General features: G+C 70.9%; 16 protein-coding genes and 2 pseudogenes. 7 read left to right on the top strand and 11 right to left on the bottom strand.

Annotated features, from left to right (window positions below):
* Window positions 1-185: 185 nt before the first annotated feature.
* Together JJJ15_RS08665 and JJJ15_RS08660 are read right to left on the bottom strand one after the other, a co-directional pair.
* Entirely contained in the window at window positions 186-1,529 is a 1,344-nt protein-coding gene (locus JJJ15_RS08665; protein ID WP_200510470.1) for an SMI1/KNR4 family protein, read from the bottom strand.
* A gap of 124 nt (window positions 1,530-1,653) precedes the next feature.
* On the bottom strand, window positions 1,654-2,487 hold the full coding sequence (locus JJJ15_RS08660; RefSeq protein WP_200512010.1) for a trimeric intracellular cation channel family protein: 834 nt from the start codon (window positions 2,485-2,487) through the stop codon (window positions 1,654-1,656).
* Window positions 2,488-2,843: 356 nt separating this feature from the next.
* Between JJJ15_RS08660 and JJJ15_RS13185 the strand changes: the two are divergent.
* The 4 genes and pseudogenes from JJJ15_RS13185 to JJJ15_RS08645 all read left to right on the top strand — a co-directional run.
* A pseudogene (locus JJJ15_RS13185) lies at window positions 2,844-2,960 on the top strand (IS982 family transposase); the annotation flags it as partial.
* Window positions 2,961-3,037: 77 nt separating this feature from the next.
* On the top strand, window positions 3,038-3,994 hold the full coding sequence (locus JJJ15_RS08655) for a cation diffusion facilitator family transporter (RefSeq protein WP_200510469.1): 957 nt from the start codon (window positions 3,038-3,040) through the stop codon (window positions 3,992-3,994).
* A 399-nt stretch (window positions 3,995-4,393) separates the two neighbouring features.
* Complete coding sequence (locus JJJ15_RS08650; RefSeq protein ID WP_246741990.1) at window positions 4,394-5,311, top strand: copper homeostasis protein CutC; 918 nt, start codon at window positions 4,394-4,396, stop codon at window positions 5,309-5,311.
* A 167-nt stretch (window positions 5,312-5,478) separates the two neighbouring features.
* Window positions 5,479-6,303: an alpha/beta hydrolase gene (locus JJJ15_RS08645; RefSeq protein WP_106110292.1), complete on the top strand. Its 825-nt coding sequence runs from the start codon at window positions 5,479-5,481 to the stop codon at window positions 6,301-6,303.
* 181 nt (window positions 6,304-6,484) lie between these two features.
* On the opposite strand, the gene JJJ15_RS08640 is transcribed toward JJJ15_RS08645, so the two are convergent.
* The 5 genes from JJJ15_RS08640 to JJJ15_RS08620 form a co-directional block, all read right to left on the bottom strand.
* Complete coding sequence (locus JJJ15_RS08640) at window positions 6,485-8,113, bottom strand: MDR family MFS transporter (protein WP_200510468.1); 1,629 nt, start codon at window positions 8,111-8,113, stop codon at window positions 6,485-6,487.
* Between the two features lie 197 nt (window positions 8,114-8,310).
* Complete coding sequence (locus JJJ15_RS08635) at window positions 8,311-9,036, bottom strand: TetR/AcrR family transcriptional regulator (RefSeq protein ID WP_200510467.1); 726 nt, start codon at window positions 9,034-9,036, stop codon at window positions 8,311-8,313.
* A gap of 117 nt (window positions 9,037-9,153) precedes the next feature.
* Window positions 9,154-10,794 carry an ABC transporter ATP-binding protein gene (locus JJJ15_RS08630; RefSeq protein ID WP_200510466.1) on the bottom strand — a complete coding sequence of 547 codons (1,641 nt, stop codon included), beginning with the start codon at window positions 10,792-10,794 and terminating at the stop codon, window positions 9,154-9,156.
* Between the two features lie 71 nt (window positions 10,795-10,865).
* Window positions 10,866-12,743 carry an ABC transporter ATP-binding protein gene (locus JJJ15_RS08625; RefSeq protein WP_246741989.1) on the bottom strand — a complete coding sequence of 626 codons (1,878 nt, stop codon included), beginning with the start codon at window positions 12,741-12,743 and terminating at the stop codon, window positions 10,866-10,868.
* A gap of 28 nt (window positions 12,744-12,771) precedes the next feature.
* Entirely contained in the window at window positions 12,772-13,677 is a 906-nt protein-coding gene (locus tag JJJ15_RS08620) for a glycosyltransferase (protein ID WP_246741988.1), read from the bottom strand.
* Between the two features lie 157 nt (window positions 13,678-13,834).
* Between JJJ15_RS08620 and JJJ15_RS08615 the strand changes: the two genes are divergently transcribed.
* From JJJ15_RS08615 to JJJ15_RS08605, 3 genes are all read left to right on the top strand, one after another.
* A complete protein-coding gene (locus JJJ15_RS08615; RefSeq protein WP_106110289.1) occupies window positions 13,835-15,049 on the top strand; it encodes a hypothetical protein in 1,215 nt (404 codons plus the stop codon).
* Window positions 15,050-15,151: 102 nt separating this feature from the next.
* The gene (locus JJJ15_RS08610) at window positions 15,152-16,537 is read left to right on the top strand and encodes a hypothetical protein (RefSeq protein WP_246741987.1); all 1,386 of its coding nucleotides are present in this window, start codon (window positions 15,152-15,154) and stop codon (window positions 16,535-16,537) included.
* A 50-nt stretch (window positions 16,538-16,587) separates the two neighbouring features.
* Window positions 16,588-17,343, top strand: a complete 756-nt coding sequence (locus tag JJJ15_RS08605; RefSeq protein WP_200510464.1) for a hypothetical protein — start codon at window positions 16,588-16,590, stop codon at window positions 17,341-17,343.
* A gap of 70 nt (window positions 17,344-17,413) precedes the next feature.
* Here the strand turns inward: JJJ15_RS08605 and JJJ15_RS08600 are convergent, their stop codons facing one another.
* The 4 genes and pseudogenes from JJJ15_RS08600 to JJJ15_RS08585 form a co-directional block, all read right to left on the bottom strand.
* Complete coding sequence (locus JJJ15_RS08600) at window positions 17,414-18,793, bottom strand: hypothetical protein (RefSeq protein ID WP_246741986.1); 1,380 nt, start codon at window positions 18,791-18,793, stop codon at window positions 17,414-17,416.
* A gap of 289 nt (window positions 18,794-19,082) precedes the next feature.
* On the bottom strand, window positions 19,083-20,774 hold the full coding sequence (locus tag JJJ15_RS08595; protein WP_200510463.1) for an MDR family MFS transporter: 1,692 nt from the start codon (window positions 20,772-20,774) through the stop codon (window positions 19,083-19,085).
* A gap of 418 nt (window positions 20,775-21,192) precedes the next feature.
* Window positions 21,193-21,696 (bottom strand): annotated as a pseudogene (locus JJJ15_RS13180) (helix-turn-helix domain-containing protein); the annotation flags it as partial.
* Between the two features lie 259 nt (window positions 21,697-21,955).
* Window positions 21,956-22,741, bottom strand: a complete 786-nt coding sequence (locus tag JJJ15_RS08585; protein ID WP_246741985.1) for an SIP domain-containing protein — start codon at window positions 22,739-22,741, stop codon at window positions 21,956-21,958.
* Window positions 22,742-22,894 lie beyond the last annotated feature (153 nt).

Below are 22,894 nucleotides of genomic sequence, written 5' to 3'. Positions count from 1 at the left end.
GCCGCCTGCCGCGGACGACCGCACCAGGGCCACCCCACCAACCGGGGCGAGCGCCTTCGGAGGGGCGGGGGCGGGTGGACGCGGCCCCGGCCACCGCCAGCCGGGGCGGGCGGGTTGTCCTGGGCGTGGGGTCTCGGCCTCTGGCCAACCACCGCCAGCCGGGGCGGGCGGGCACCAGCCGCACCTTACGGGGCGGTGACGAACACCGTGGGGGGCACCCCGTAGCGGGCATAGGTCTCCTCGCAGGCGTGGCAGGGGCCAATGGGCTTGCCCTCGGGTGAGTGGGTCCTCACCCTGGTCACGGTCTCGGGCAGACGGTCGACCCCCTTCTCCTGCGCGGCGTTGACGAGCAGCTTGTAGACGGAGTCGACCCGGTACTCCCAGCGGCCGAAGGGGCCGCCCTGGCGGACCGCGTTGTCCAGCCAGGCCTCGTACCAGGCCAGGAAGCCGGGGGCCACGAGCTGGAAGCCGTCGTCGCAGGCGACCGAGTCCAGCCACACGGTGCCGTCGGCGAGCTTGAGCACCCACCGGGCCCCGCAGCCGGCGTCGGCCAGCTGCCACCACCTGTCGGAGAGGGGCCGGGGCGCCAGGCCGTAGCCGGGGCCCGCCCCGCTGGCGGCGATCGTGCCCAGGAACCAGGACATGTCCCCCGGCAGCCCGGGGACGACGCCGCCAGGAGCCCCCAGACGCATGCCGTGGTGGCGGGCGCCGCACCAGCCGGCCTCGCTGCGCGGGTTGTCGGCGCAGGCACGCAGCATATTGAGCGTGTGCTGCAGGCTGTCGCGGGTGAGGACGGGCGCTGGCTCAAGCGGCTCCAGGACCGCCCACTCGCGCAGCATGCGCATGCCCGAGCCCCCGGCGTGCCTCCGGGCCAGGGCCTCCAGCACGGCGGCCGCGGCCGGCCAGTCGCCCATGCCGAGCTTGGTCTCGCTCGTCGTCGACCGCCCGGTGCCCAGGAAGCAGCCCAGGGCGACGAGGTCGTCCGAGCGTGTGGCCGGGACCGTCCCGCTCTCCAGCACGGCCCGGGTCAGCGCCGAGTACCCGCCGAGGGCCCGCCGCAGGCCCTCCACCTCCTCCATGCCCACCCCCATGCTGCGGTCGAGCCGGCTCACGGTCACCCGGTAGCGGCGAGCGCCCACGCGGGCCTCGAACTGCTCGACCTCGGGGTCCTGCGTCCTGATCAGGTCGGGACGGCCGATAGCGGTCAGCAGGACGGGACCGAAGGCGCAGGCCCAGTTGCAGCCCGCGGTGACCACGGACCCCTGCGCGCCGGGGCCGTACCCGCTGGCAGTCACCAGGGCGCCCGTCTCCCCCAACCGCCCGCCCTTGACCTCCAGGAAGATGAACGCGCCGTAGGGCGGGTCCGGGCGCATGTCGTCGACGACGCACTGGATGCTGGGCATCCCCTCCCCCAGCTCGACGACCTGCGCGCCGTCGGCCTCCACCACGCGCGCGCCGTGGAAGTGGCTCGCAATCACCTCGGCGAGCAGGTGGTCGGGCTCGAAGGACTGCTGGTCGTTTCCGCTCATGTGTCCCATCTCATCATGTTTCCGAGCGCGACAGGCCGTGTCCGCCCGGTCCTGACGCCGCCTGCTCACAGGTCCTCGGGGTCAGGGGGCCGGTGTGGCCGTTGCCGAGGCCGACCCGGGGCAGTCACAGGTCCTCGGGGTCAAGGGGCCGGTACCGGCGTCGTCTCGTCTCCTGCCGCCCCGCCCCAGGCCGTCTGCCCCACCGGCTGGGCTCGCCGTACGGACGGCGCATGAGAGCCCGGCGCCACCCGGAGCTGGGGCCACCCCCGCGGGACGGCGGGCCGCCGACCTCCCCGGTGCGACGTCGGGCCAGGCGGCGCTCCCGGTCCCCGGCCACCGGCAGCTGCCAGGAACGCCAGTAGGCCATGAGACAGGTACCGGCTCCCACCACGGTAGCCACCAGCATGGCGTAGGCGTCGGGCAGGCCCGCGGCCACCAGGGCCACCATGGTGGCGGCCGAGCACAGGGCCGGGACGGCGTAGAGCCGGTTGCCGCCGAAGACGCTGGGGGTCTCACCCACCGAGACGTCGCGGACCATGGAGCCGCCCACCGCCGTCAGGGAGCCCAGGAGGAGGGCGGGCATCACCCCCAGGCCGTTGGACAGGGCCTTGGAGGCCCCGGTGGCCGCCCAGGTGCCCAGGACGACGGCGTCGGCCACCACCAGGAAGCGGCGGGCGAGCCGGGAGGTGAAGGGGACGAACCAGGCCACCAGGGCCCCGGCGCAGGCGGTGTAGAGGTAGTAGGGGTCCGTCAGGGCGAAGGGCGGGCCAGCCTGGATCATGACGTCACGCAGGATGCCGCCGCCGGTGGCCGTCAGGATGGCCAGGACCACGAAGCCCACCAGGTCGAAGTTCTTGCGTCGGGCAATGAGCCCGCCCAGGATGCCGTTGAGCAGGACGCCGCACAGGTCCAGGAGGCGGAAGGTCTCCGGGAGGGTGTCGGGGACGGGCAGGGCCAGCGGGCCAGGAAGGGACGGCAGGGACAGGGCTGGCAGGGACAGGACCGACAGGGTCGACGGCGTGGCGGGCAGGGCCGTAGAGGAGGCGTGGGTGAGCGCGGCGGGCAGGAGGTCCAGCACGACCCACACCCTATAGCGCGGGCGGGGCCAGGGCACCCCCGGCCTACTCCCCCTGCCGGACCCACACCCAAGCCGTCGGCGACGTACCTAAGCCACCGGCGACGTACCTTAGTCATACGTCCCCGCCGACTAAGGTACGTCCCAGATCCCTAGATGATTGATTCCAGGGGGTGTGGTGCGGCGTGGGAGCAGGGTGGTAGGGGTAAGGGCCTCGCAGTATCGGTGCTGATAGAACCCGGTTGGCCGACTCCACACCCGTCGAGTGCGCCCGCTCCCGACCCGCCGTCAGGCGCTCGGGCCTGGCCGGGTGGGCGCAGTACGGGTACCGCGCCCCCCACTCACGCTACTTCTGGAAGCCCGCCCCCGGTACCCGACGGGCAGCCGAAACCTTGATTCGCCGTCGCCCCGCCCTGAGTAGAGCATAGTGGTTGTGACCCGCGTAACTCCTGCCGCCGTCCGCCCAGCCCCATGCCCCTCCAAGCGCTACCCCCCGCCCACCGACCTCTCCCGCTACGCCTGGCTGTCCATTGGCGCCGCCCTGGCGACCATCGCGCTCAAGGGCACGGCGGCCTGGGTGACCGGCTCGGTGGGCCTGCTCTCGGACGCGGCGGAGTCGGTGGTCAACCTCGTGGCCGCCGTCGTGGCCCTCGTCGTCCTGAGGATCTCCATCAGGCCCGCCGACGAGGACCACCAGTTCGGCCACTCCAAGGCCGAGTACTTCTCCGCGGTGACCGAGGGCGTCATGATCTTCGTGGCGGCCACCTTCATTATCGTCTCCGCGGTGGACCGCATGATCACCCCGGTCATGCCCGAGCAGCTGGGGATTGGCCTGGTGGTGTCGGTAATCGCCTCCCTCGTCAACGGCGCCGTGGCGTGGGTGCTCTACCGCGTCGGCCGCCAGGCGCACTCGACCACGCTGGTGGCCGACGCCAAGCACCTGGCCACCGACGTCATCACCTCCGCGGCGGTCCTGGTCGGGGTGGGGCTCGTGGTGGTCTTCGACTCCCCCGTGCTCGACGCCGTCGTGGCCCTGGGGGCCGGGCTGAACATTATGTGGACGGGCTACCGGCTCATCCACGAGTCGGTCGCCGGCCTCATGGACGCGGCCCCTGACGCCGAGCTGCTGGCCCGGGTGGAGTCCGTCCTCGAGCAGCACCGCAGCCCCGGGGTCATCGACTTCCACGCCGTACGGGTGCGCGAGGCGGGAAACCGCCGTTTCATGGACCTGCACGTCCTGGTCCCGGGGGCGTGGAACGTCAAGGAGGGCCACGACTTCACCGAGTCCCTCATTGACGACCTCGTGGCCGCCGACCCCGACCTGCGCGTCTCGGCCCACCTGGAGCCGATCGAGGATCCCAAGAGCTACGAGGACGTGGCGGACGTCTGACCGCGCGCTCGCACTCCTCACCTGACCGCGCCTGCGCGCCCCCGCCTGACCGCACGCCCTACCCAACAGCGCCCACCCCCGCCTGACCTCGCACCGACCGGGCCGACGTGCCTTACCACACGTCCCGCCTCGGCGCATGTTGACCGGGTGCGCACCCGGCAGCCCGACCGGGTGTGCGCCCCGACCGCGGGCCCGCACCCGACCAGCCTGACGACACCTGGCCCCGTCCCCCTCTCCCGACCCGGGCTAACCGGCTCTGACCAGCGCAGTCACGCTTACAGACGCACCAGGTAAGGGGGTATCAACCCCGCGTCGCCGTCATGAACCCCACACGCGACACGGCCGCGACCTTCCGCGTGCCGCCCCCGGAAGCGTGCTCATGCGTGACACAATTCACCCATGAACGCGACGAGGCTCCCCAGGATGCTGCCCTTACGCCACCCCTCCCCCGCACCCTGGCGCGCACCTGACCACGTGGTCGTCGAGACCTGCATGGAGAACATTGACGGCGTGCGCGTCTCGGCCCAGGCCGGGGCGGACCGTGCCGAGCTGTGCGACAACGTCGCCGTCGGGGGCACGACGCCGTCGATCGGCGTGGTCGAGGCCGCCATTATCGCGGCCGCGGAGGTCAAGGCCGAGCGCCGGGCCCGGGCCGGCGCGCACTGGGCGGACACCCCGGAGGCCGAGCCCTTCGGCCTGCGCGTCATGGTCCGCCCACGGGGCGGCTCCTACGTGTTCGACGCCGACGAGGGCCGGGCCATGATCGCCGACGTACGCCGGATCGCCTCCCTGGCCGCCCAGCTGGCCGAGCACACCCGCCCCCAGGCCACCGGGGTGGTGGGCCGCACCCTGCCCCCCGCCGTCGAGCTCGGCTTCGTCACCGGGGCCCTGACCGAGGACGGGGAGCTGGACCGCGGGCTGGTGCGCCTCCTGGTGGACATGGGCGACGGCGCCCCCGTCACCCTCAACCGCGCCATTGACCACGCCGCGGACCTGGAGCGGGCCTACCGCTCCGCCGCCCGCCTCGGGCTGACCCACGTCCTGACTGACGACGTCCGGGGGCGCCGAGGGCACCGGCCTGGCCCGGCTCACGGCCCTGGAGCGCCGGGCGGCCCGGGCGGGCGAGCCGGCGCCCCGGGTCATTGCCGCGGGCGGCGTACGGCCCCAGACCATGGCGGCACTGATCGCGGCCAGCGGCGTGCGCGAGCTGCACCTGTGCTGTCCGGCACCGGCGGACGGCCGACCAGGACCGCACCGCACGGAGCAGGCCCAGGTGCGTGCCGCCGTCGAGGCCGCCCGGGCCCTCCCCCTGCCTGACTGACCCCGTCCGCCTCACCCCACCCCACGATCCCCGCGCGGGGGCGTCTTGCGTACCACCGGCGAGCAGCCCCCACGGCCACGACACCTTGTCAGGGTCACGCTGCCAGCGCAATGGGATCCACGACCCTATGACCCGTTCTTTGACCTCACCTAGGTTGGATCTCATGACTGACATCCGCATGGACACTGCTCGAGGGGTTACCCTGGCGGGCACGCTCATGCTGCCCAAGGACGCCGTCCCCCTGGACCTGGAGCTGCTGGAGGCCGACCTCGAAGCCGGTCGGCCCGCCCCCAGACGCCAGGAGGGCGTGGTCGTCCTGGCCCACGACTTCCTGACCGACCGGCACGGCCTGGACCACCGCCTGGACCGCATGGCGGCGGCCTACCGGGAAGCGGGCCTGGCCACGCTCGCTTTCGACTTCTCCGGGCAGGGCGAGTCGGACGACGACGTCGTCACCCTGTCCAGCGAGACCGAGGACCTCCAGGCGGTGGTCGGCTGGCTGTCCCTGCGGGGGTTCCGACGCATTGCCATCCACGCCAACGGCTTCGGGGCCACGGCCACGCTCCTGGCACGCCCGGACCTGGTGCGCACGGCGGTAGCGGTGGGGGCGATCACCGGGCCGCAGTCGATCCTGTGGGACCAGGTCTTCTCCTCCGTCCAGCTCGACGAGCTGGAAAGACACGGCCTGACGCGGCTGCGTGACGACAACCCCAACAGCCGCCAGTGGAACCTGCTCAGCAAGGAGACCCTGGCCGACGTCTCCCTCCAGACCCCGGAGCGCACCATGGGCGACCTGCCCTGGCCCGTGCTCATGCTCCACGGCGCCCTGACCGACGAGTTCCCGGACACGGCCGACACCGCCGCCGAGGGCTTCTCCCTGCTCCCCGACGGCAGCCAGCTGGTGCAGGTCCACGCCGGGAACGTCAACGAGGCCCAGGAGGAGGTCGCACGCCTGGGGGTGGAGTGGGTCCAACGCCGCCTGCGCTAGCCCCTCGCCGCACCGACCGGCCCCAACACGTACCGGGCCTGGCCGCACCGTCCCGCACTCGCACTGGGGCTGACCGTGCTGGGCCCGCTTACCGGCACGCACCGGGCCCGCTCGTACCAGATCCCGCGGCCCGCTCGCACCGGGGAGGACGGCCGCCGCACCGGAGGCGTCAGGGGCGCGTTTAAGCAGGTGAGTCCTCGGCCTCGGCGAGCTGCTCCATGCCGGTCTTGCGCGACAGGGGCTTCTCCTTGAGGAGCAGCGCCACCAGGCTCGTGGTTATGAACAGCGGGATCATCCAGGCGAAGATCGGGCTGAGCGCCTGGGCGTAGGAGCTCGCGACGGCGTCGTGCAGCACCTGAGGCAGGGACTCCACCAGGGCCGGGGTCAGGGAGGACGTGTCGGCGCCTCCGCCCTGGAAGCGGGCCAGGGCACCGGCCACCGCCGGGTCGTCGCTGGCGGCCAGGGCGGCCATCCTGGTGGAGAGCTGGCTGGTGAGGTTGCTGGAGAAGGCCACCCCGATGAGTGAGGCCCCCAGGGAGACCGCCACCTCCCGGAAGAAGTTGTTGCCGCTGGTGGCCGTGCCCAGGTGCCGGGCGGGCACGTCGTTCTGGACGATGGTGACCAGGAGCTGGAAGAACAGGCCGATCCCCAGCCCCATGAGGAAGGTCGCCCCCGAGACCTGCCACACGGGCGAGGCCGTCGTGACCCGCCACAGGCAGAAGGCGGCCAGGGCGGACACCAGCGGACCCACCACCGGGTAGACCTTGTAGCGACCGTTACGGGTCATGAGCACCCCCGAGCCGATGCCGCCACCGAGCATACCCAGGGTCATGGGCACCAGCAGCAGGCCGGAGACGGTGGCCGAGTACCCGTAGACCATCTGCAGGTAGGTGGGCAGGTAGCTCATGACACCCACCATCCCGCCCATGGCGAGCATGCCCACCAGGGTGGAGATAATAAAGGTGCGGTTGGCCAGGATGGCGGTGGGCAGGATCGGGTCGGCCACGTGCGACTCCACCACCACGAACGCCACCCAGCAGGCCACGCCCGCCACCGCCAGACAGACAATGACGGGGCTGGTCCAGTCGTACTGGGTGCCGCCCCAGGTGGCCACCAGGACCAGCGCCACCGCGCCGGCGTCCATGAGGGCCAGGCCCCACCAGTCAATGGGCTCGCTCAGGGGGTGCTTGGGCAGGTGCAGCACGATGGCGACTGCGATGAAGGCCAGGACGCCCAGCGGCAGGTTGATCCAGAAGGTCCAGCGCCAGGACACGGAGTCGGTCAGCCAACCGCCGACGATCGGGCCCAGGATGGAGGCGATACCGAACATGGCGCCCATGGGGGCCATGTAGGTGCCGCGCACCCGTGGCGGGATGAGATCACCGGTAATGGCCTGGGAGGAGATCATGAGGCCGCCGCCGCCCAGGCCCTGGATGAAGCGGTAGGCAATGAGCTGGGTCATGTCCGTGGCGGTCCCGCACAAGGCCGAGCCCGCCAGGAACAGGCCGATGGCCACCAGGAACAGGTTCTTGCGCCCCACCAGGTCGCCGAGCTTGCCGTAGACCGGCATGGCCACGGTGATGGCCAGGGTGTAGGCGGTCAGGATCCAGGCCATGTGCGCGGCGCCGCCGAGGTCCCCCACGATGGTGGGCAAGGCGGTGCCGACGATCGTCTGGTCCATGGCGGACAGGAACATGACCACCAGCAGGGAGGCGTAGACCGCCCAGAAGCGGCGGTCGGGGCGGAAGTCGCCCCCGGCCTCGGCAGGGTTGGTGCCGGGGGGCTGCGACGCCGTAGCGGACTGAGTCACGAGTAGTGCCTTTACGTGTTGAATGGGCGGAATGGTTTGAGAAATCTGGAGCTGTCCCGGTGGCCCGCTGACCGGGGCGGGGCGGCTGAGCGGCCGGGACTAGACGGGACCGGCCGGGACCGGATGGTGCCGAATGGAGCGGCGAGTCAGTGGCTGGTGACTGGCCGCCGGCTGCCCGCCGGCTGCCCAATGAGCGGCTACTGGGAGGTCGGGGCGATGATCTCGCCGATGGCACCAGTCACGGCGCGCACGGCGTCGGCCAGACTGAGGACCGGGTCGGGCTGCTCGCCGACCGATACGGTGGCCGGCTCATGACGCCCCCCGGTCCGACCGCTTCCAGTGCCGGGCCCGTCCGGGATGCCGGCCTGCCGGTCATCCGCCGGGCCGTTGGCGCCATCGTCGGCGTCGCAGGAGGCGGCCCACATGCGGATCGCGGCCTTCTGCACCGCACTGGACAGCGCCAGCACGGCCCTCACCTGGGGGGCGGAGGAGGGCAGTCCTAAGCGCCTGGAGGCGGCGTCCTCCAGAACACGCTCGACAGCCTGGAAGCGCTCGTGCACGGCGCGCTCCACCTCGGGGTTGTCGCGCACGATCTGGGGGAAGGACATGAGCCAGGCGCGCTCGGGCTCCAGGGCCTGCGCGCCGGAGACCAGCAGCGTGCCGAGGTCCTCCAGGAGGGGGCCGCTGCCGGCGACGAAGGCCTCGACCGCCTCGGGCTCAGGGGTCTCAGGGCCGATGACGAGGAGCTCGACCTTGGAGGAGAAGTGGTTGAAGACGGTGCGCCGCGAGACTCCGGCGAGAGCGGCGACGTCGTCGATCGTCATGGCGGTGTAGCCGCGCTCACGGGTCAGCGCCAGGGCGGCCGCCCGGATGGCGGCACGAGTCCGCCGCGTGTGGGCGGCGCGCAGGTCGGTTCGAGTCACGACCCCAATCATGCACTCAGTGCAGAGTTGCACTCCATGCAGAAATGCGCGAGGTTCATCACGCGCTGGCGACCCGGCAGGGGCCCCGTCGATCCGTCGGAGATCGCCGCCCGCGGCTCACACGCGCCAGGACGAGGCCGTCCGCCACTCCTCCATGAAGCGCGCAAGCAGGCCGCCCGCGGCCTCGAGCTCCGCACGCGTCCCGACTTCGGCCACGCGCCCGCCCTCCATGACCACCACGGTATCGGCCACGGCGATTGTGGCCGGACGGTGGGTGACGACGACGGTCGTGTAGTCACTGCGCACGCGCCCCAGGGCCTGGACCACGGACCGCTCGGCCTGAAGATCCAAGGCGGAGGTGGCCTCGTCCACGAGGAGCAGGTGAGCGGGCTTGGCCAGGGCGCGGGCGATCCCCACGCGCTGGCGCTCACCGCCCGACAACTGGGAGTCCCACTCCCCCGCGGGCGCCTCCCACCCGTGCGGCAGGCGGGCGACGAGTTCGCCGACCTGCGAGTCTTCGGCTATCCGTTCCAGGTCCTCATCCGTCAGAGCGGGGTTGACGGCCAGGATGTTGTCTCGCACGGTGCCGGCGCCGAGCACGGTGGTCTGGAAGACCATGGTGGCATTGGCGGTCAGCTCATCGGCGGTGGCGGCCGCGCCATCGAGCGCCACGGTTCCGCCCGCGTAGGGCAGTACGCCCGCGAGCGCTCGCAAGAGGGTGGTCTTGCCCGAGCCGGAGCGACCGACGATCGCGGTGACGGTCCCGGGCTGCAGGTTCAGGTCAACACCTCTGTCATCATCGGCGTTCCCCAGGCCCACCGTCCCGTCGGGGTAGGTGACGCGCAGATCCCGCACCGTGATCAAGGGCGCGTGATCCAGGGGCTCGCCCCTGTTCATGGCCGGGGCCTCGACCAGTTCGCGCACCTCGGCCAGGGAGCGTCGCAGGGCCAGCAGTCCGCCGACAGCCCCGGAGACGACCGTGACCTGCTCGATCACGCGCAGCAGGATGATGACCAGAGCAGCCGCCCCCGCGCCATCGACCCGGCCATCGGCATAGGCCCTCCAGGCGGCGAACGCGAAGCCGCCCATCACCATCTGCATGGCGATACTCAGCACGAGCTGCCCGGGCACCTGGCGACCCAGGACCCGCAGTGCGCCCGATCGGCTCTCCTCCATCGCCCGGTCCACCGCTCGCCGTCCGAGGCTGATGCGGCGGGCGGTGCGCAGGGAGGGCTGCGCCCAGGCGAATTCGAAGAGGCGCGAGTCGAGCTCCTCCATGGCGTCGGAGAAGACCTCCTGAGCGCGCGCCTCCCAGGTGGTGGACAGCCACAGGGCGCCCAGGACAATCGCTCCTCCGCCGACGGTGACGGCGCTCAGGGCGGGACTGATCGGCAGCAGGCCGATTCCGAGAGCGCCTATGAAGACGACCGCGCCCACCAGGGGGCTGATGAGCAGGAGGAGTGCCGAGGTGGCCTCGATGGCGCCCGAGGAGACGAGGGTGCGCAGCCGTGCGATCTTGGCCGAGGTCAGGATGGAGGCGGGCCAGGTCATGATGGCCCGGGGCGCGCTGCCATGAATGGTCCGCATCACGCGAATTCCCAACCGCAGTCCCACTCGGGCATTGACGACGTCGAGGCACCAGGCCACGGCGATGAGCGCCACGAGGACGAGCAGCCAGCCGCCGGCGGAGGCCGGATCGGGACCGAGGAGTCGAGAGAGAATGGGCAGGAGGGACAGGACGGCGGCGGCCTGAATCACGGCCGATGCGGCGGTCAGAACGACGAAGGCTCAGAAACGGGCGCCTCCGCCGACCACCGCGTGCAGATTCCTCAGCATGCGGGATCCTCCTGCCCCTCGTGACGCTGGTCAGGGTCGCGGTCGGGAACGGTAGGGCCGACGGCGCCGACGGTGCCGACGGCGCTGGGGCCGTCAGGGCCGTCAGGACCGACAGCAGCGGCCCATAGGGCGGCATAGGGGCCGTCGTCGGCCATGAGCGAGTCGTGCGTCCCCGTCTCGACGACCCGCCCGTGCTGCATGACGACGATCCTCCCGGCATCGCGGATGGTGTGGAGTCGATGCGCGATCATGAGAACGGTGCGCCCCTTCAGAAGGGTGCTCAGGGCCTGACGGATCTGGAGTTCGGAGTCGGGGTCGGCGGAGGCGGTGGCCTCGTCGAGGATGACGACCGGGGTGTCGGCCAGGAGGGCCCGGGCGATCCCGAGACGCTGACGCTCCCCGCCGGACAGGCGGGAGGAGTCCACGATCGTGTCGTAGCCCTGGGGCAGGGCGGTGATGGTGTCGTGGAGGCGGGCGGCACGGGCGGCGGCCTCGATCTCGGGGCCGGTGGCGTCGGGACGGGTGAGGGCGATGTTGTCGCGGACCGTGGCGCGAATGAGTTGGACGTCCTGGAGAAGGATGCTGACTCGGGCGTAGAGCTCATCCTGAGTCAGGCTGCGCAGATCGACGCCGTCGAGGGTGACGCGCCCGCCCTGGGGGTCCCACAGCCGGGCCAGGAGGGCGGCGACCGTGGACTTGCCCGACCCCGAGGGACCGACCAGCGCCGTGACGACGCCGGGCTCCAGGCTCAGGCTGACATCGCTCAGCACGGGGTGGCCGGCGTCGTAGGCGAAGGTGACGCTCTCCAGGGCGAGGCGGCCGGGACTCGATCGGGAAGATCGGGAATCGGAGGGCGGGCCGACGCCGCTCTGGGAGGGCGAGGGGGCGGGCGCCGCGGCGAGCTCCGGGGTGCCGAGGAAGGTCTCGAGGGCGTCGCGCGCTTGGAGGCTCGCCATGAGCGCTCCGATGCTGGTGGAGATGCCCAGCAGCTGTCCCCCGAAGGAGGTTCCCAGGATGAGGAAGGGCAGCAGCTCGGCCGCGTTCACCCAACCGGGGATCATCATGAGATAAGCGCTTACCAGCAGCAGCCCGAGAACCGTGGTGGGACGGTTGAGCATGACGGCGATGATCTTGACGGGACCGGTGCGCATCTGCCAGTCGGCGATGAAATCGCCCGCCTCGGACAGGGTGCCGGGGAGGTCCACGACGGAGGAGGTTCCAAGTACCCGCGCCTCCTGGCGCGAGGAGATGAAGGTCTGGGTCTGTGCGCTGATCCGGGAGGTGTAGCGCTGGGAGCGGGCGACGTTGTCGGCGTCGCGCCTCATGATGCGGACCATGACGATGACATAGGCGAGGACCGGCAGAAGGAGAACGAGCGCCAGCCGCCATTGGACGCTGAAGAGGTAGATCAGGACGATGAGCGGGGTGGCGACGGCCCCCACGCAATCGGTCTCGGCATGGGTGACTACGTAGTGGAGGGAGTTCACGTCGTCGCCCACGATCTTCTTGACCTCTCCGGAGCCGCGGGAGGCGAACCAGCCCAGCGGCAGTCGGGCGAGCTTGTCCATGAGCCGACGGCGCAGGGAGGCGGAGAAGGCGGCGTCGTACACGTGGAGCGCCATGACGAGTGCGGTGGTGCCGACGGCGGCCAGGTCGTCGATGACGCGCAGGCGCTCAGCAAGGGCCTCCCCGGTCACGCGCTTGAGCGGACGCGGCGCCACCCCCAACTCGCGGAGACGGCCGGCCCAGAAGGGCTGATCGCCGAAGAAGGGGCGGATGATCTGCGGAGTCCCCGCATGGAGCGCGGCGCCCACGGTTCCCACTCCGCCGTGGTGGACGACGGCCGCGGCCCTCGGCAGGAGCCCATCCAAAGGAGCCTCCTCGATGGCGAGGACGTCATCACCCCCCCGACGCGTTCAACCCCGCCCATCCGGCCAGGAGGATCCCCCTGCGCCCCGCACGGCGCAGGCCGTCCACCACCTCTCGGGCGAGCCGCGCCGGGTCGCCGTGCATCATGCTTCCGAAGCCGACGACCACGGGTGGCGGCCCGGCGGCCAGGAAGCGCTCGACGTCCGCCGGAAGAGTCCCGGTCGCACGCGACCGCCAGAACCCGAGGGGGCCCTGGGAGGGGCGCCACTCGGGCGGCGCCACCAGCAGACGGGGGCTCCAGGCGCTGAGAATCCCCCGCGAGGCGATGATCCTGGAGAAGGGGATCGGGCGCGTCGTGAGACCGAGACGCGTCGACCGCCACTGAGCCACCATCCTTCGCCATGGCGCCTCGGACGCCCCGACCAGCGACCAGGAGGCGCGGCGCAGGGACCGCGGCGTCCCGGCCGGGGCGAACGGAACCTGGAAGTCGCTCGTCGGCGGCCCGGTGGGGATGAGTTGAGCGGGCAGCCCGGGGGTTCCGAGTCTCTCCGCGATGCTCGCTCCGCCCAGGGCCTTCTGGGTGAAGACGACGACGTCGGCCCGACCGGCCTCCTTGTTCGCGAGCTCAGCGAGATCGTCCAGCCACCGCCGCATCAGCGGCCGTATGCGACCCAGCGAGAGCGCGGCCCGGACCGGCCCCGCCCCCACGAGGTCGTCCTGGAGATCGAGGATGCTGTCGTCCAGGCCGACGAACTCGACGCCGAAGCGCGTGGCCAGGTCGCCGAAGCGCCTCGGCGCGGCGACGACGGGGCCGGCCCCGGACTCGGCGAGGGCGCGGGCCAGCGCCAGGAACGGCTGAACGTCACCGCGACTCCCAGTGGTGATGAACAGCGGTCTGCTGCCGACGATCGGCGAGGACAAGTCGGTCGTACCCATTGGCCCGCTCTCTCTCACCGTTGAAGCCTAGCGGCTCGACCGGCCCGCCCGTCCTCGGCCGGCGGGCCGACGCGAAAGCACTGGCGCCCCTGCACGACTGCCCGCCCCACTGCTACGGTTTCCGGCATCAGCGCCCCCGTCGACGGAGGATGAGACGATGCAGCTCACCACGAAGCAAGTCCTGTGGTGCGGGATCACCGCGCTTCTCCTGAGCGCGATGAGCATCGCCTTGATCGTCATCCCCCTGGAGGTCTTCGATAACGGCCTCCTCATGTGGGCACCGACCGCGTCGATGGCCCTCGCACCGCTGCCCCTGGTGATCGGCGCCCTCGGACTGGCATGCCAGCGCGACCTGCTGCCACCGAGCCATACGTCATGGGCCGCCGCCATCTCAACGCTATCGCTGATTCTCGCTGCCATTGCGCAGGTCTCGTGGACGGCGGCGTTCACCGCCGCCGACGTCGGCGATCCCATCCCGGTCTCCGGGCGTCTCTACGTACCGCTGGGCCTTGCGGCCTGGGGACTGGGAGCCGCGGCGATCGCGATCGTTCTCGACGGCGTCATCGCGGAACGGCTGCGCCCGAGGCCGCGCATGATCATCGGAATCGGGACGGGCGCGTTCCTAGCGCCCGTGGGCGGACTGGCCCTGACGATGTCCTTGTTCACGATCGCCGGAGCCTCCATCGTGCTCATGGTCCTCGCATTTTCCCGCGGGCGGGGAGTCCAGCCCGTGACCGAACCATCCGAATCGACCGATCCGCCGCAGACGCCGGTTCAGCCACGGGCGACCGCCGCCCCGTCTCCCGCGAGGACTCTCACGAGAACCCGATGGGTGCGGCCGCTCGGCGCCTGCGCCGCCCTTCTCGGACTGGTGGGGCTGGTGGGAATCGGCTGCGCGGCCGTGCGCGCGATGCTTCCGTCGTCGATGGCGCCCGATCTCATGGTCGCAGGCGTCCAGGTCGGACTATTCGCCATCCTCCCCCTGCTCGCCGCGATCGGTCTGCGGTTCTCGGACCATTCGCCGTATGCCCCGATCCACACCTGGGGTCCGATCGCGCTGGCGAGTCTGTCGGTGGTGGCGATGGCGATCGCGGAACTCCTGGACTCACCCGATCTCGACTGGATCGCCCTGGCCATGGTCGTCTCGGCCGCTTGCGGCGGCACCGCGATCGGCTGGACCATCATCCGCAGAGCGCGCATGTCCGCAGTGCGACGCGCCATTCTGGCAGTCGCCGCGGGACTGCTCTACACGCAGCTGCTGGCACTGGGAATTCCCTCCCTGACAACCCATGCCGCGCCCGCCATCCCCCTCGTCGGCGGGCTCATCCTCGCGTGCCAGCGCCCCCGCACGACATCCGCGCAGAGGGCATGACCTGCACCGGGCTCCGCGTCCCGCCCTCGGCACAGGCGGGAATCCTCGTTACGCTTGAACTCCAGGACCATCATCGCGTACTTCCAGCACAGTGAGCCCGGAATGAGCTACTTCATGTCTCCTCAGTATCCTCGCCCCGGCCCCAGCGACGACAGCGCCGGCAGCCCCGCCACCGATAGCAGCAGCAACGGGGACGCGACGAGCGCCTCCCCCGCCTATCGCATGGGGATGAGGCTCGGCAGGAAGACGGCAATGGGATGCAGCATCACTTCGCTTCTCCTGCTCGCCCTGACCCCCGTGTCCCTCGCCGTCTTCCTGGCCGGCACGTCACTCGTGCAGGCCGACGCCGATGATCACCTCCTCCGCTGGGTGACAGGCGCATCCGCCTCCCTCAGCGCCGCCTTCCTGGCCATCGGGCTTCTCAGCCTCGCCCGCGAGCGCGGCTGGCTGGCCCCACGGCACGCTCTTGCCGCCGCAATCACCTCCGTCATATCCGGCGTCATCGGGGCCGTCGCGAATATCGCCATGACGTTCAGCTACGACGCCAAGAACCTCGGCGCCCCCGAGCCGCTGCTCGGTCACCTCGACATGACACTCAATCGTGCCTCCTGGGTCGTGCTCGCCGCCGCCGTGGCGATCGCCGTCAGCGGTCTGACCGTCAGCAGGCGGCTGGACCCGGGACTGCGCGCCGTCGCCGGGATCGCAGTGGGCGCGCTGCTGGCACCGGCAGTCTGGATCGCCTTCTCATTCCTCTGGATGTACGCCATGGCCGCTCCGGTGGTGCTCCTGGTCGTCTCGACCGCTGATAAGAAGCCGGCACGGCCACCGGCCGCGGCAGCGCCGTGGGCCGCAGCACCGCGGGTCGCGGCAGCGCCGCGGGCCGTGACGACCAGGAGGATCATGAGGGACCTGCCGCAGATGGACCTGCCCCGATGGAGAGTCCGGTCGATACGGCTCCTCGGCGCCTGCGCCACGGCGCTCGGAGCAGTGGCGGCCGCGTGCGTCATCATGAGGATCATTGGGATTTCCGCCGTCGCCCCACGGGAGGTGCTCCTGACGCTCGGAGTTCCGGTCGGCCTCATCGCCTTCATCCCCCTGCTGATGGCGCTCGGCCTGTGGGTGTCCGGGCGCTTCTCCCGCCCCGCGGTGCACGTCTGGGGACCGGTCGCGCTGGGGAGCGCCTCCGCGATCGGACTCGCGGTTCTGTACCGTCTGGAGGCATCGGGCACGGGTGCCGTCTCGACGTTCCCGGCCCATGCGGCGGTGGCGTCGTGCTGCGGGGCGGCTCTCATCTGGGTGGTACTCGCCTGGTTCTCCCTCAACCTGGCGTCACGGATCGTCGGAGGCATCGGCCTGGGGCTGATCTGCATGGTCCTGGCCGCGACGATGTTCCGGGACGCCATCTCCGTCCCCCCGGTCCTCGGTCTCGTCATCATCTCCATGTCGCCCGGTCTCCTCTCCCCCGAGAAGCCCCGACCGGCGGCGTGAGCGCCCGCCGGACCGACCCGCATCCGCGGTTGAGTTAGTAGCATCGACCCATGTGCTCCAACGACACGACGCAGCCCCGCTCGGGCGTCCCGGCCATCACACGGCGCGCTCTGCCGGTTCAGGATCGGGCGGTGCTCCAGCCGGAGGAGCCGCCGGTCCCCGACTGGTACGCCAGCGATGAGCGCGCATTCGCCGACCATGTCCTGGCCGTCCTCAACCGAGTGATCCAACCCGCCGGTCGTCCGGGAATCATCGCGGTGGACGGGCGCAGCGGCTCCGGCAAGACCACCGTCACCTCACGACTGACCTCCGTCGTCCCCGACGCGCAGGTGCTGCACATCGACGACCTCGACTGGAACGAGCCCCTGTTCCAGTGGGATCACCTGCTCGTCGCCGCACTCACCGAGCTGCGCCGGAACGGATCCCTCGATCTCAGGCCCCCGGCATGGCAGCGCCACGGACGCGAGGGTTCCATCACCATCACCGCGGGCGCACCGCTCGTGATCGTGGAGGGCACGGGCTCGGGGATGCGCGCGGTGGCCGACCTCGTCGATATCCACATCTGGATGCAGACCGACGACGAGGTCGCCGAGCGGCGCGGCATCGCGCGGGACATCGACGAGGGCACGAACGGCGACGAGCAGGAGTCCGTGGAGTTCTGGCACTGGTGGGCGCGCAGCGAGCGCCCGTTCTTCGCCGCCGATCGACCGTGGGAGCGCGCCCGCTTCATCGTCTCCGGTCAGGCCCTGCCCGGGCTGGCGGATGATGAGATCGCCTGGGCGGAGGGGCCGTTGGCCCGGTCCTGAGCCGATGGCGCCCCGCGAGGCTCCGCCGATCCGCTCCCGATCCCCTCCGCGCCAGTCCCCGTCGGACCCGTCAGCCCCGGTGCCCGTACATGAGAATGCGGGAATCCGCGGTCAGGATGAGGACGGGATTGCTATCGACTGATCCTCGGGGCTCCCCCGAGTTCTCCTCCCAGTGCATCTCTCCCGGAGTATCCAGGTCCCACAGCCTTCTTCCGCTATCAATGCTCCTAGCGGTCACCCGCCCATCGGAGTCGCGGGTCATGACGGCACCGCCTCTCGCCTCCCACTCGTCGTCCCCAATATCCGCACTCCACACGATCTTATGACGATCCTCGCCCTCACCATTCTTCCGAACGGAGACCATGCCGCCCCCGGAGACCATGACCCAGTATTCATCACTCTTCTCCGAGAGCCCTCCCATCGTCGTCCCCGCCACGGCGCCCTTGCCCACTTCGATTCCGTCCGTGAAGGCGTTCTCCACACGAGAACCGCGCAGATCGACGACGTCATAGGTCCACATCGACCCCTCACGCCATTCCCCGAACTCGCCGTCCGGAGTGACGCACCATCGAGTGCGCCCCCCATTTCTCCAGAGGACCGGCCTCGCTTCGTCCGCGGGCGGAGACGTCGGCACCTTCTCCGCCGGAAGCGGGACCACGCTGAAGACTGTTCGATGAGGAGGAGGGTAGGACACGTCCACCTGACTCCACTCCGACCCGCACGCCTCGTCGCCCGACAGCAGCGGGCCGCTCTCGCCAGTCCTCTCCCGAAGATCGCCGAAGCGCTGGTCGACGATCTCCCCGGTGTCCACCGCCGACAGGACCATCCACCCGTCAACAACCACCGCGGCCAGCAGATCGTGGTCGCCCACACCGGTGTGGGGGTCCACATCCTTGAAGCTCGTCCCGGAGGCCTCGGCGCACGGAGTCGGGGGCGGCGACCACGGCAGGATCACGACGCGATCCCTCTCATCGATCCACATCACCTGGTAGTCCTGGAACCGGCCGTCCACCGGTGGCAGGAGATACGTGATGCGCTCCTCCTGATTCTTGCTCACCCGGTAGTCATCGGACGGAAGCGCCGTCAGCACGGTCGTAGTCCCATCGCTCTCCGAGATGCCCACGAGCTCTCCACCCGTCGAGCACCGGAGCTCCGGATCGTACGGCACACAACGCGGTCGGGAGTCGGTCAACCGCGCGTCCCACCGCACCTCGGCCGTCGCAGCATCCAGGGCGACGATCACGGATGACGCCCCATCACTCATCCCGACGTAGGTCACCGACGACCCGGGCTCATGAAGCGTGCTCCGCTCGGCGTCACCCGACAAGGGCACGATCCGCATCCTCTCCCCATAATCCGAGGCGTTGAGATCGAACAGGACCTCCGGCTCGTCTGCGACCGGATCGTATCGGGGGGAGAATGAGACGAAGGAGATAACCGCCTTCGTCATAAGAGCGACGCAGGCGAGGCAGAGCACAATGAGGCAGATCAGTACTGGACGCCGACCTCGACGACCGCTCACGATCGCCCTCCCCCTGCTCGCCGCGGATATCGTGCCATCGGGGAGAATTTCCGCCCGGATTCGATCACACTATGAATCGGAGAGCCGAGGCGTCAAGGATCATTCTCCCCATGCGCGAAGGACTCCACATCGGCATATCGAGGCATCACCGCGCGCGTCGCGTGAGCGATCGGCCGTCGGGCTCTTCGCGTGCCGGAATGCGGATCCTTGCCCGCCTCTACTGCTCGCCCACGCGTTCAGCGGCATGACCATCGGCGCCCTCGGCCGCCCCAGCCCCATCGGCCTCCCCGGCCACGGCCCCCTCGGCATCGGCGACCTGCTCCATTCCGTTCTTGCGGGACAGGGGCACCTCCGGCAGGAAGAGGGCGATGACGGCCGTGGCCGCGAACAACGGGATCATCCAGCCGAAGATCGGCAGGAGCGCATCGGCGTAGGAGCTCGCAACGGCGTCGCGCAGGGCTGCGGGCAACTGGTTGACGAGGGCAGGCGTGAGCGAGGAGGTATCGGCGTCGCCGAACCGAGCCAGCGAGTCCAGCACCGTCGGATCAGAGCCGGCGGCCAGCGCCCCGATCCGATCGGCCAGGCTGGAGGTCAGACCGGAGGAGAAGGCCGCGCCGATGAGCGAGGCCCCCAGGGAGACGCCGACCTCGCGGAAGAAGTTGTTGCCGCTGGTGGCCGTGCCCAGGTGCCGGGCAGGGACGGCGTTCTGCACCACGGTGACCAGGAGCTGGAAGAACAGGCCGATGCCCGCGCCCATGACGAAGGTGGCGGCCGAGACCTCCCAGACGGGCGACGTCGTCGACAGGCGCGAGAGCCAGAAGGAGGCGCCGGCGGCGACCAGCGGGCCCAGGACCGGGTAGACCTTGTAACGGTCGCTGCGGGCCACCAGGACGCCGGAGAGGATCGAGGAGGAGAGCATGCCCAGGGTGATGGGCACCAGGAGGAGACCGGAGGCGGTGGCCGAGTACCCGTAGACCATCTGCAGGTAGGTGGGCAGATAGCTCAACACGCCGATCATCCCGCCCATGGCGAGCATGCCCACAATGGTTGAGATGACGAAGGTGCGGTTGATCAGGATCGACCACGGCAGAATCGGGTCGGCGGCGCGCGATTCCACGAAGGCGAAGAGCCCCCAGCAGATCAGACCCGCAACCCCCAGGACGATGATGACAGGGCTGCTCCAGGCGTACTCGTTGCCTCCCCAAGTCGCCATGAGGACAATCGCCACAGCCCCGGCATTCATGAGAATCAGGCCCCACCAGTCGATCTTCTCGGTCAGCGGGCGGGTGGGCAGGCGCAGCACGATGGCGACTGCGATGAAGGCCAGGATGCCCAGCGGCAGGTTGATCCAGAAGGTCCAGCGCCAGGAGACCGAGTCGGTCAGCCGACCGCCCACGATCGGCCCCAGGATGGAGGCGATACCGAACATGGCGCCCATGGGGGCCATGTAGGTGCCGCGCACGCGCGGCGGGATGAGGTCACCGGTGATCGCCTGGGAGGAGATCATGAGACCGCCGCCGCCCAGTCCCTGGATGGCCCGGTAGATGATGAGCTGCATCATCGAGGTAGCGGTGCCGCACAATGCCGAACCGATCAGGAACAAGCCGATAGCCACCAGGAACAGGTTCTTGCGCCCCACCAGGTCGCCGAGCTTGCCGTAGACCGGCATGGCCACGGTAATGGCCAGGATGTAGGCGGTCAGGATCCAGGCCATGTGCGCGGCGCCGCCGAGGTCCCCCACAATGGTGGGCAAGGCGGTACCGACGATCGTCTGATCCATGGCGGACAGGAACATGACCACCAGCAGGGAGGCGTAGACCGCCCAGAAGCGGCGGTCGGGGCGGAAGTCGCCCCCGGCCTCGGCAGGGTTGGTGCCGGGGGGCTGCGACGCCGTAGCGGACTGAGTCACGAGTAGTGCCTTTACGTGTTGAGGGTACAGAGTGGTCTGAGAGGCCCGGGGGCGGGCACGACGCCGCCGCGACCGGCCGGGCCTGCGCCGGACCGGGTGGCGAGCCGGGGCCTGCCGGCCGCCGCGGGGCGGCAGGTGCGAGGACCTCGTCAATAGCGGCGGCCACGGTGCGCACGGCGTCGGCCAGGCTGAGGACCGGGTCGGGCTGACCACCGGGCCCGGCAGCCCGCCCCTGGCCAGCCCGGGGCCGGTCAGTGCCCGCGTCGGCCCTCCCCTGGCAGCTAGCCGTGTCGGGGGCCGGGTCGCTGGTTTCGGGTGTCGGGCCGGGGACCGGGCCGCCCGTGCTGGCTCCTCCCGGGCTGGGGGCGGGGCCGCTGGCCGGGCCGGGGGCGGAGTCGTCCGCCCCGCAGGAGGAGGCCCACATGCGGATCGAGGCCCTCTGCACCGCGTCGGCCAGCGCCAGGACGGCTCTCACCCGGGGGGCGGAGGCCGGAAGCCCCAGGCGCCTGGACGCGGCGTCCTCCAGCACCCGCTCGACGGCCTGGAAGCGCTCGTGCACGGCGCGCTCGACCTCCGGGTTGTCCCGGACGACCTGCGGGAAGGCCATGAGCCAGGCGCGCTCGGGCCCCAGGGCCTGCGCGCCGGAGACCAGCAGCGTCCCGAGATCCTCCAGGAGGGGCCCCTTGCCGGTCACGAAGGCCTCGACCGCCTCGGGCTCGGGGGGCTCCGGGCCGACGACGAGGAGCTCGGCCTTGGAGGAGAAGTGGTTGAAGACCGTGCGGCGGGAGACCCCAGCGAGAGCGGCGACGTCGTCGACCGTCATGGCCGCGTAACCGCGCTCGCGGGTCAGCGCCAGGGCGGCCGCCCGAATGGCGGCGCGGGTGCGTCGCGCGTGGGCAGCGCGCAGGTCGGTCCGAGTCACGACACCAATAATGCACTCAGTGCAGAGTTGCACTCCATGCAGAAAGTGCGAGATCAGTCACCCGTCGGTGAGCCAGCCGCCCTGGCGGTCGCGAGCGCGTCGACGGCCAGGGCACGAAGGGGCGGGCGCGCGGCCAGCCGCCCTAGGCAGTCCGTGAGCGCGTCTCCTCCCAGCCGGGCACGCGCCCCGGCGGGCCACCCCATGACCGTGAACACGCCCGGCACGCCGAGGCGCGAGGCACCCCGGTGGGCCCCGGGCCCTACTGCTCGGACTCGTGGGCGGCGTTGAGCTCGTCGAGGGTCCGGGACCTCCCCAGTGCCCTGCCACGCATCCAGTAGGCCTGGGCGTGGAGGGAGTCCTTGCCCAGGCCGTGCTCGCGCTTCAGGAAGGACTTGGCGCGCCGGGTGGCGCGGGACTCGGCGCCGATCCAGGCGAACCAGCCGGACCAGTCGCGCCCGGTGACGGCCTGGACCAGGCCCCGGCCGTCGGGGAGCTCGTCGACCCAAGCGGCCGTGACCACCGGGCCGTCGGGCAGCGGGAGGGTCTCGTCGAGCGGGTGGTGGCGCTCCAGGTAGGCCACCAGGGGGACGTCGTCGGGCACGGTGGCCGCGATCGAGGTGATGGCCGGGTAGGAGGTGAGGTCACCCAGGAGGAGGTAGCCAGCCGGGGGCGGGTCCATGAGGGCGAAGGGCCGGGCGCCGAAGCGCTGGGCCACGAGCTGCTCGCCCGCCTCGCAGCCCGAGGCCCAGTAGGAGGCCGGGCCCATGGGGTGGTGGAGGACGAAGTCGATGGCGAAGGTGCCGGCCCGCGGGTCGGGGTCCACCAGGGTGTAGCCGCGCTGGTGGAGGGTGGAGGGGGCGTCGGGGTTGGGGAACCACAGGCGGATCCAGGCGCTGGGGTAGAGGTCGCCGTCGGACAGCAGGGTGTCGGAGCGGAAGTGGATGCGCACGAAGTGCTCAGCCAGCTGGGTCCTGCCGGTGACGGCGACGACGTGCTCCTTGGCGCCGAGGAGGCGCAGCACAGCGCCCTGGAATCCCTTGCCCATAACGACCTTTCAGGTAGGTGAGATGGGGGTCATCATATCCAGGGCCACAGAGGAGACAGGGTGAGACCAGGCACACCCTGGTCCGGGGGAGGCCGGGGCGACGGCGGAGCGGGGCAGCCATGCCGGGGCCGGAGGCGCCGGAGGGGACCCGAG

Source organism: Actinomyces sp. HMT897, from assembly GCF_016626125.1.
Classification (GTDB): Bacteria; Actinomycetota; Actinomycetes; order Actinomycetales; family Actinomycetaceae; genus Actinomyces.
Note: the sequence above shows the minus strand (reverse complement) of the source record. Positions and strands in the feature narration are given on the sequence as shown.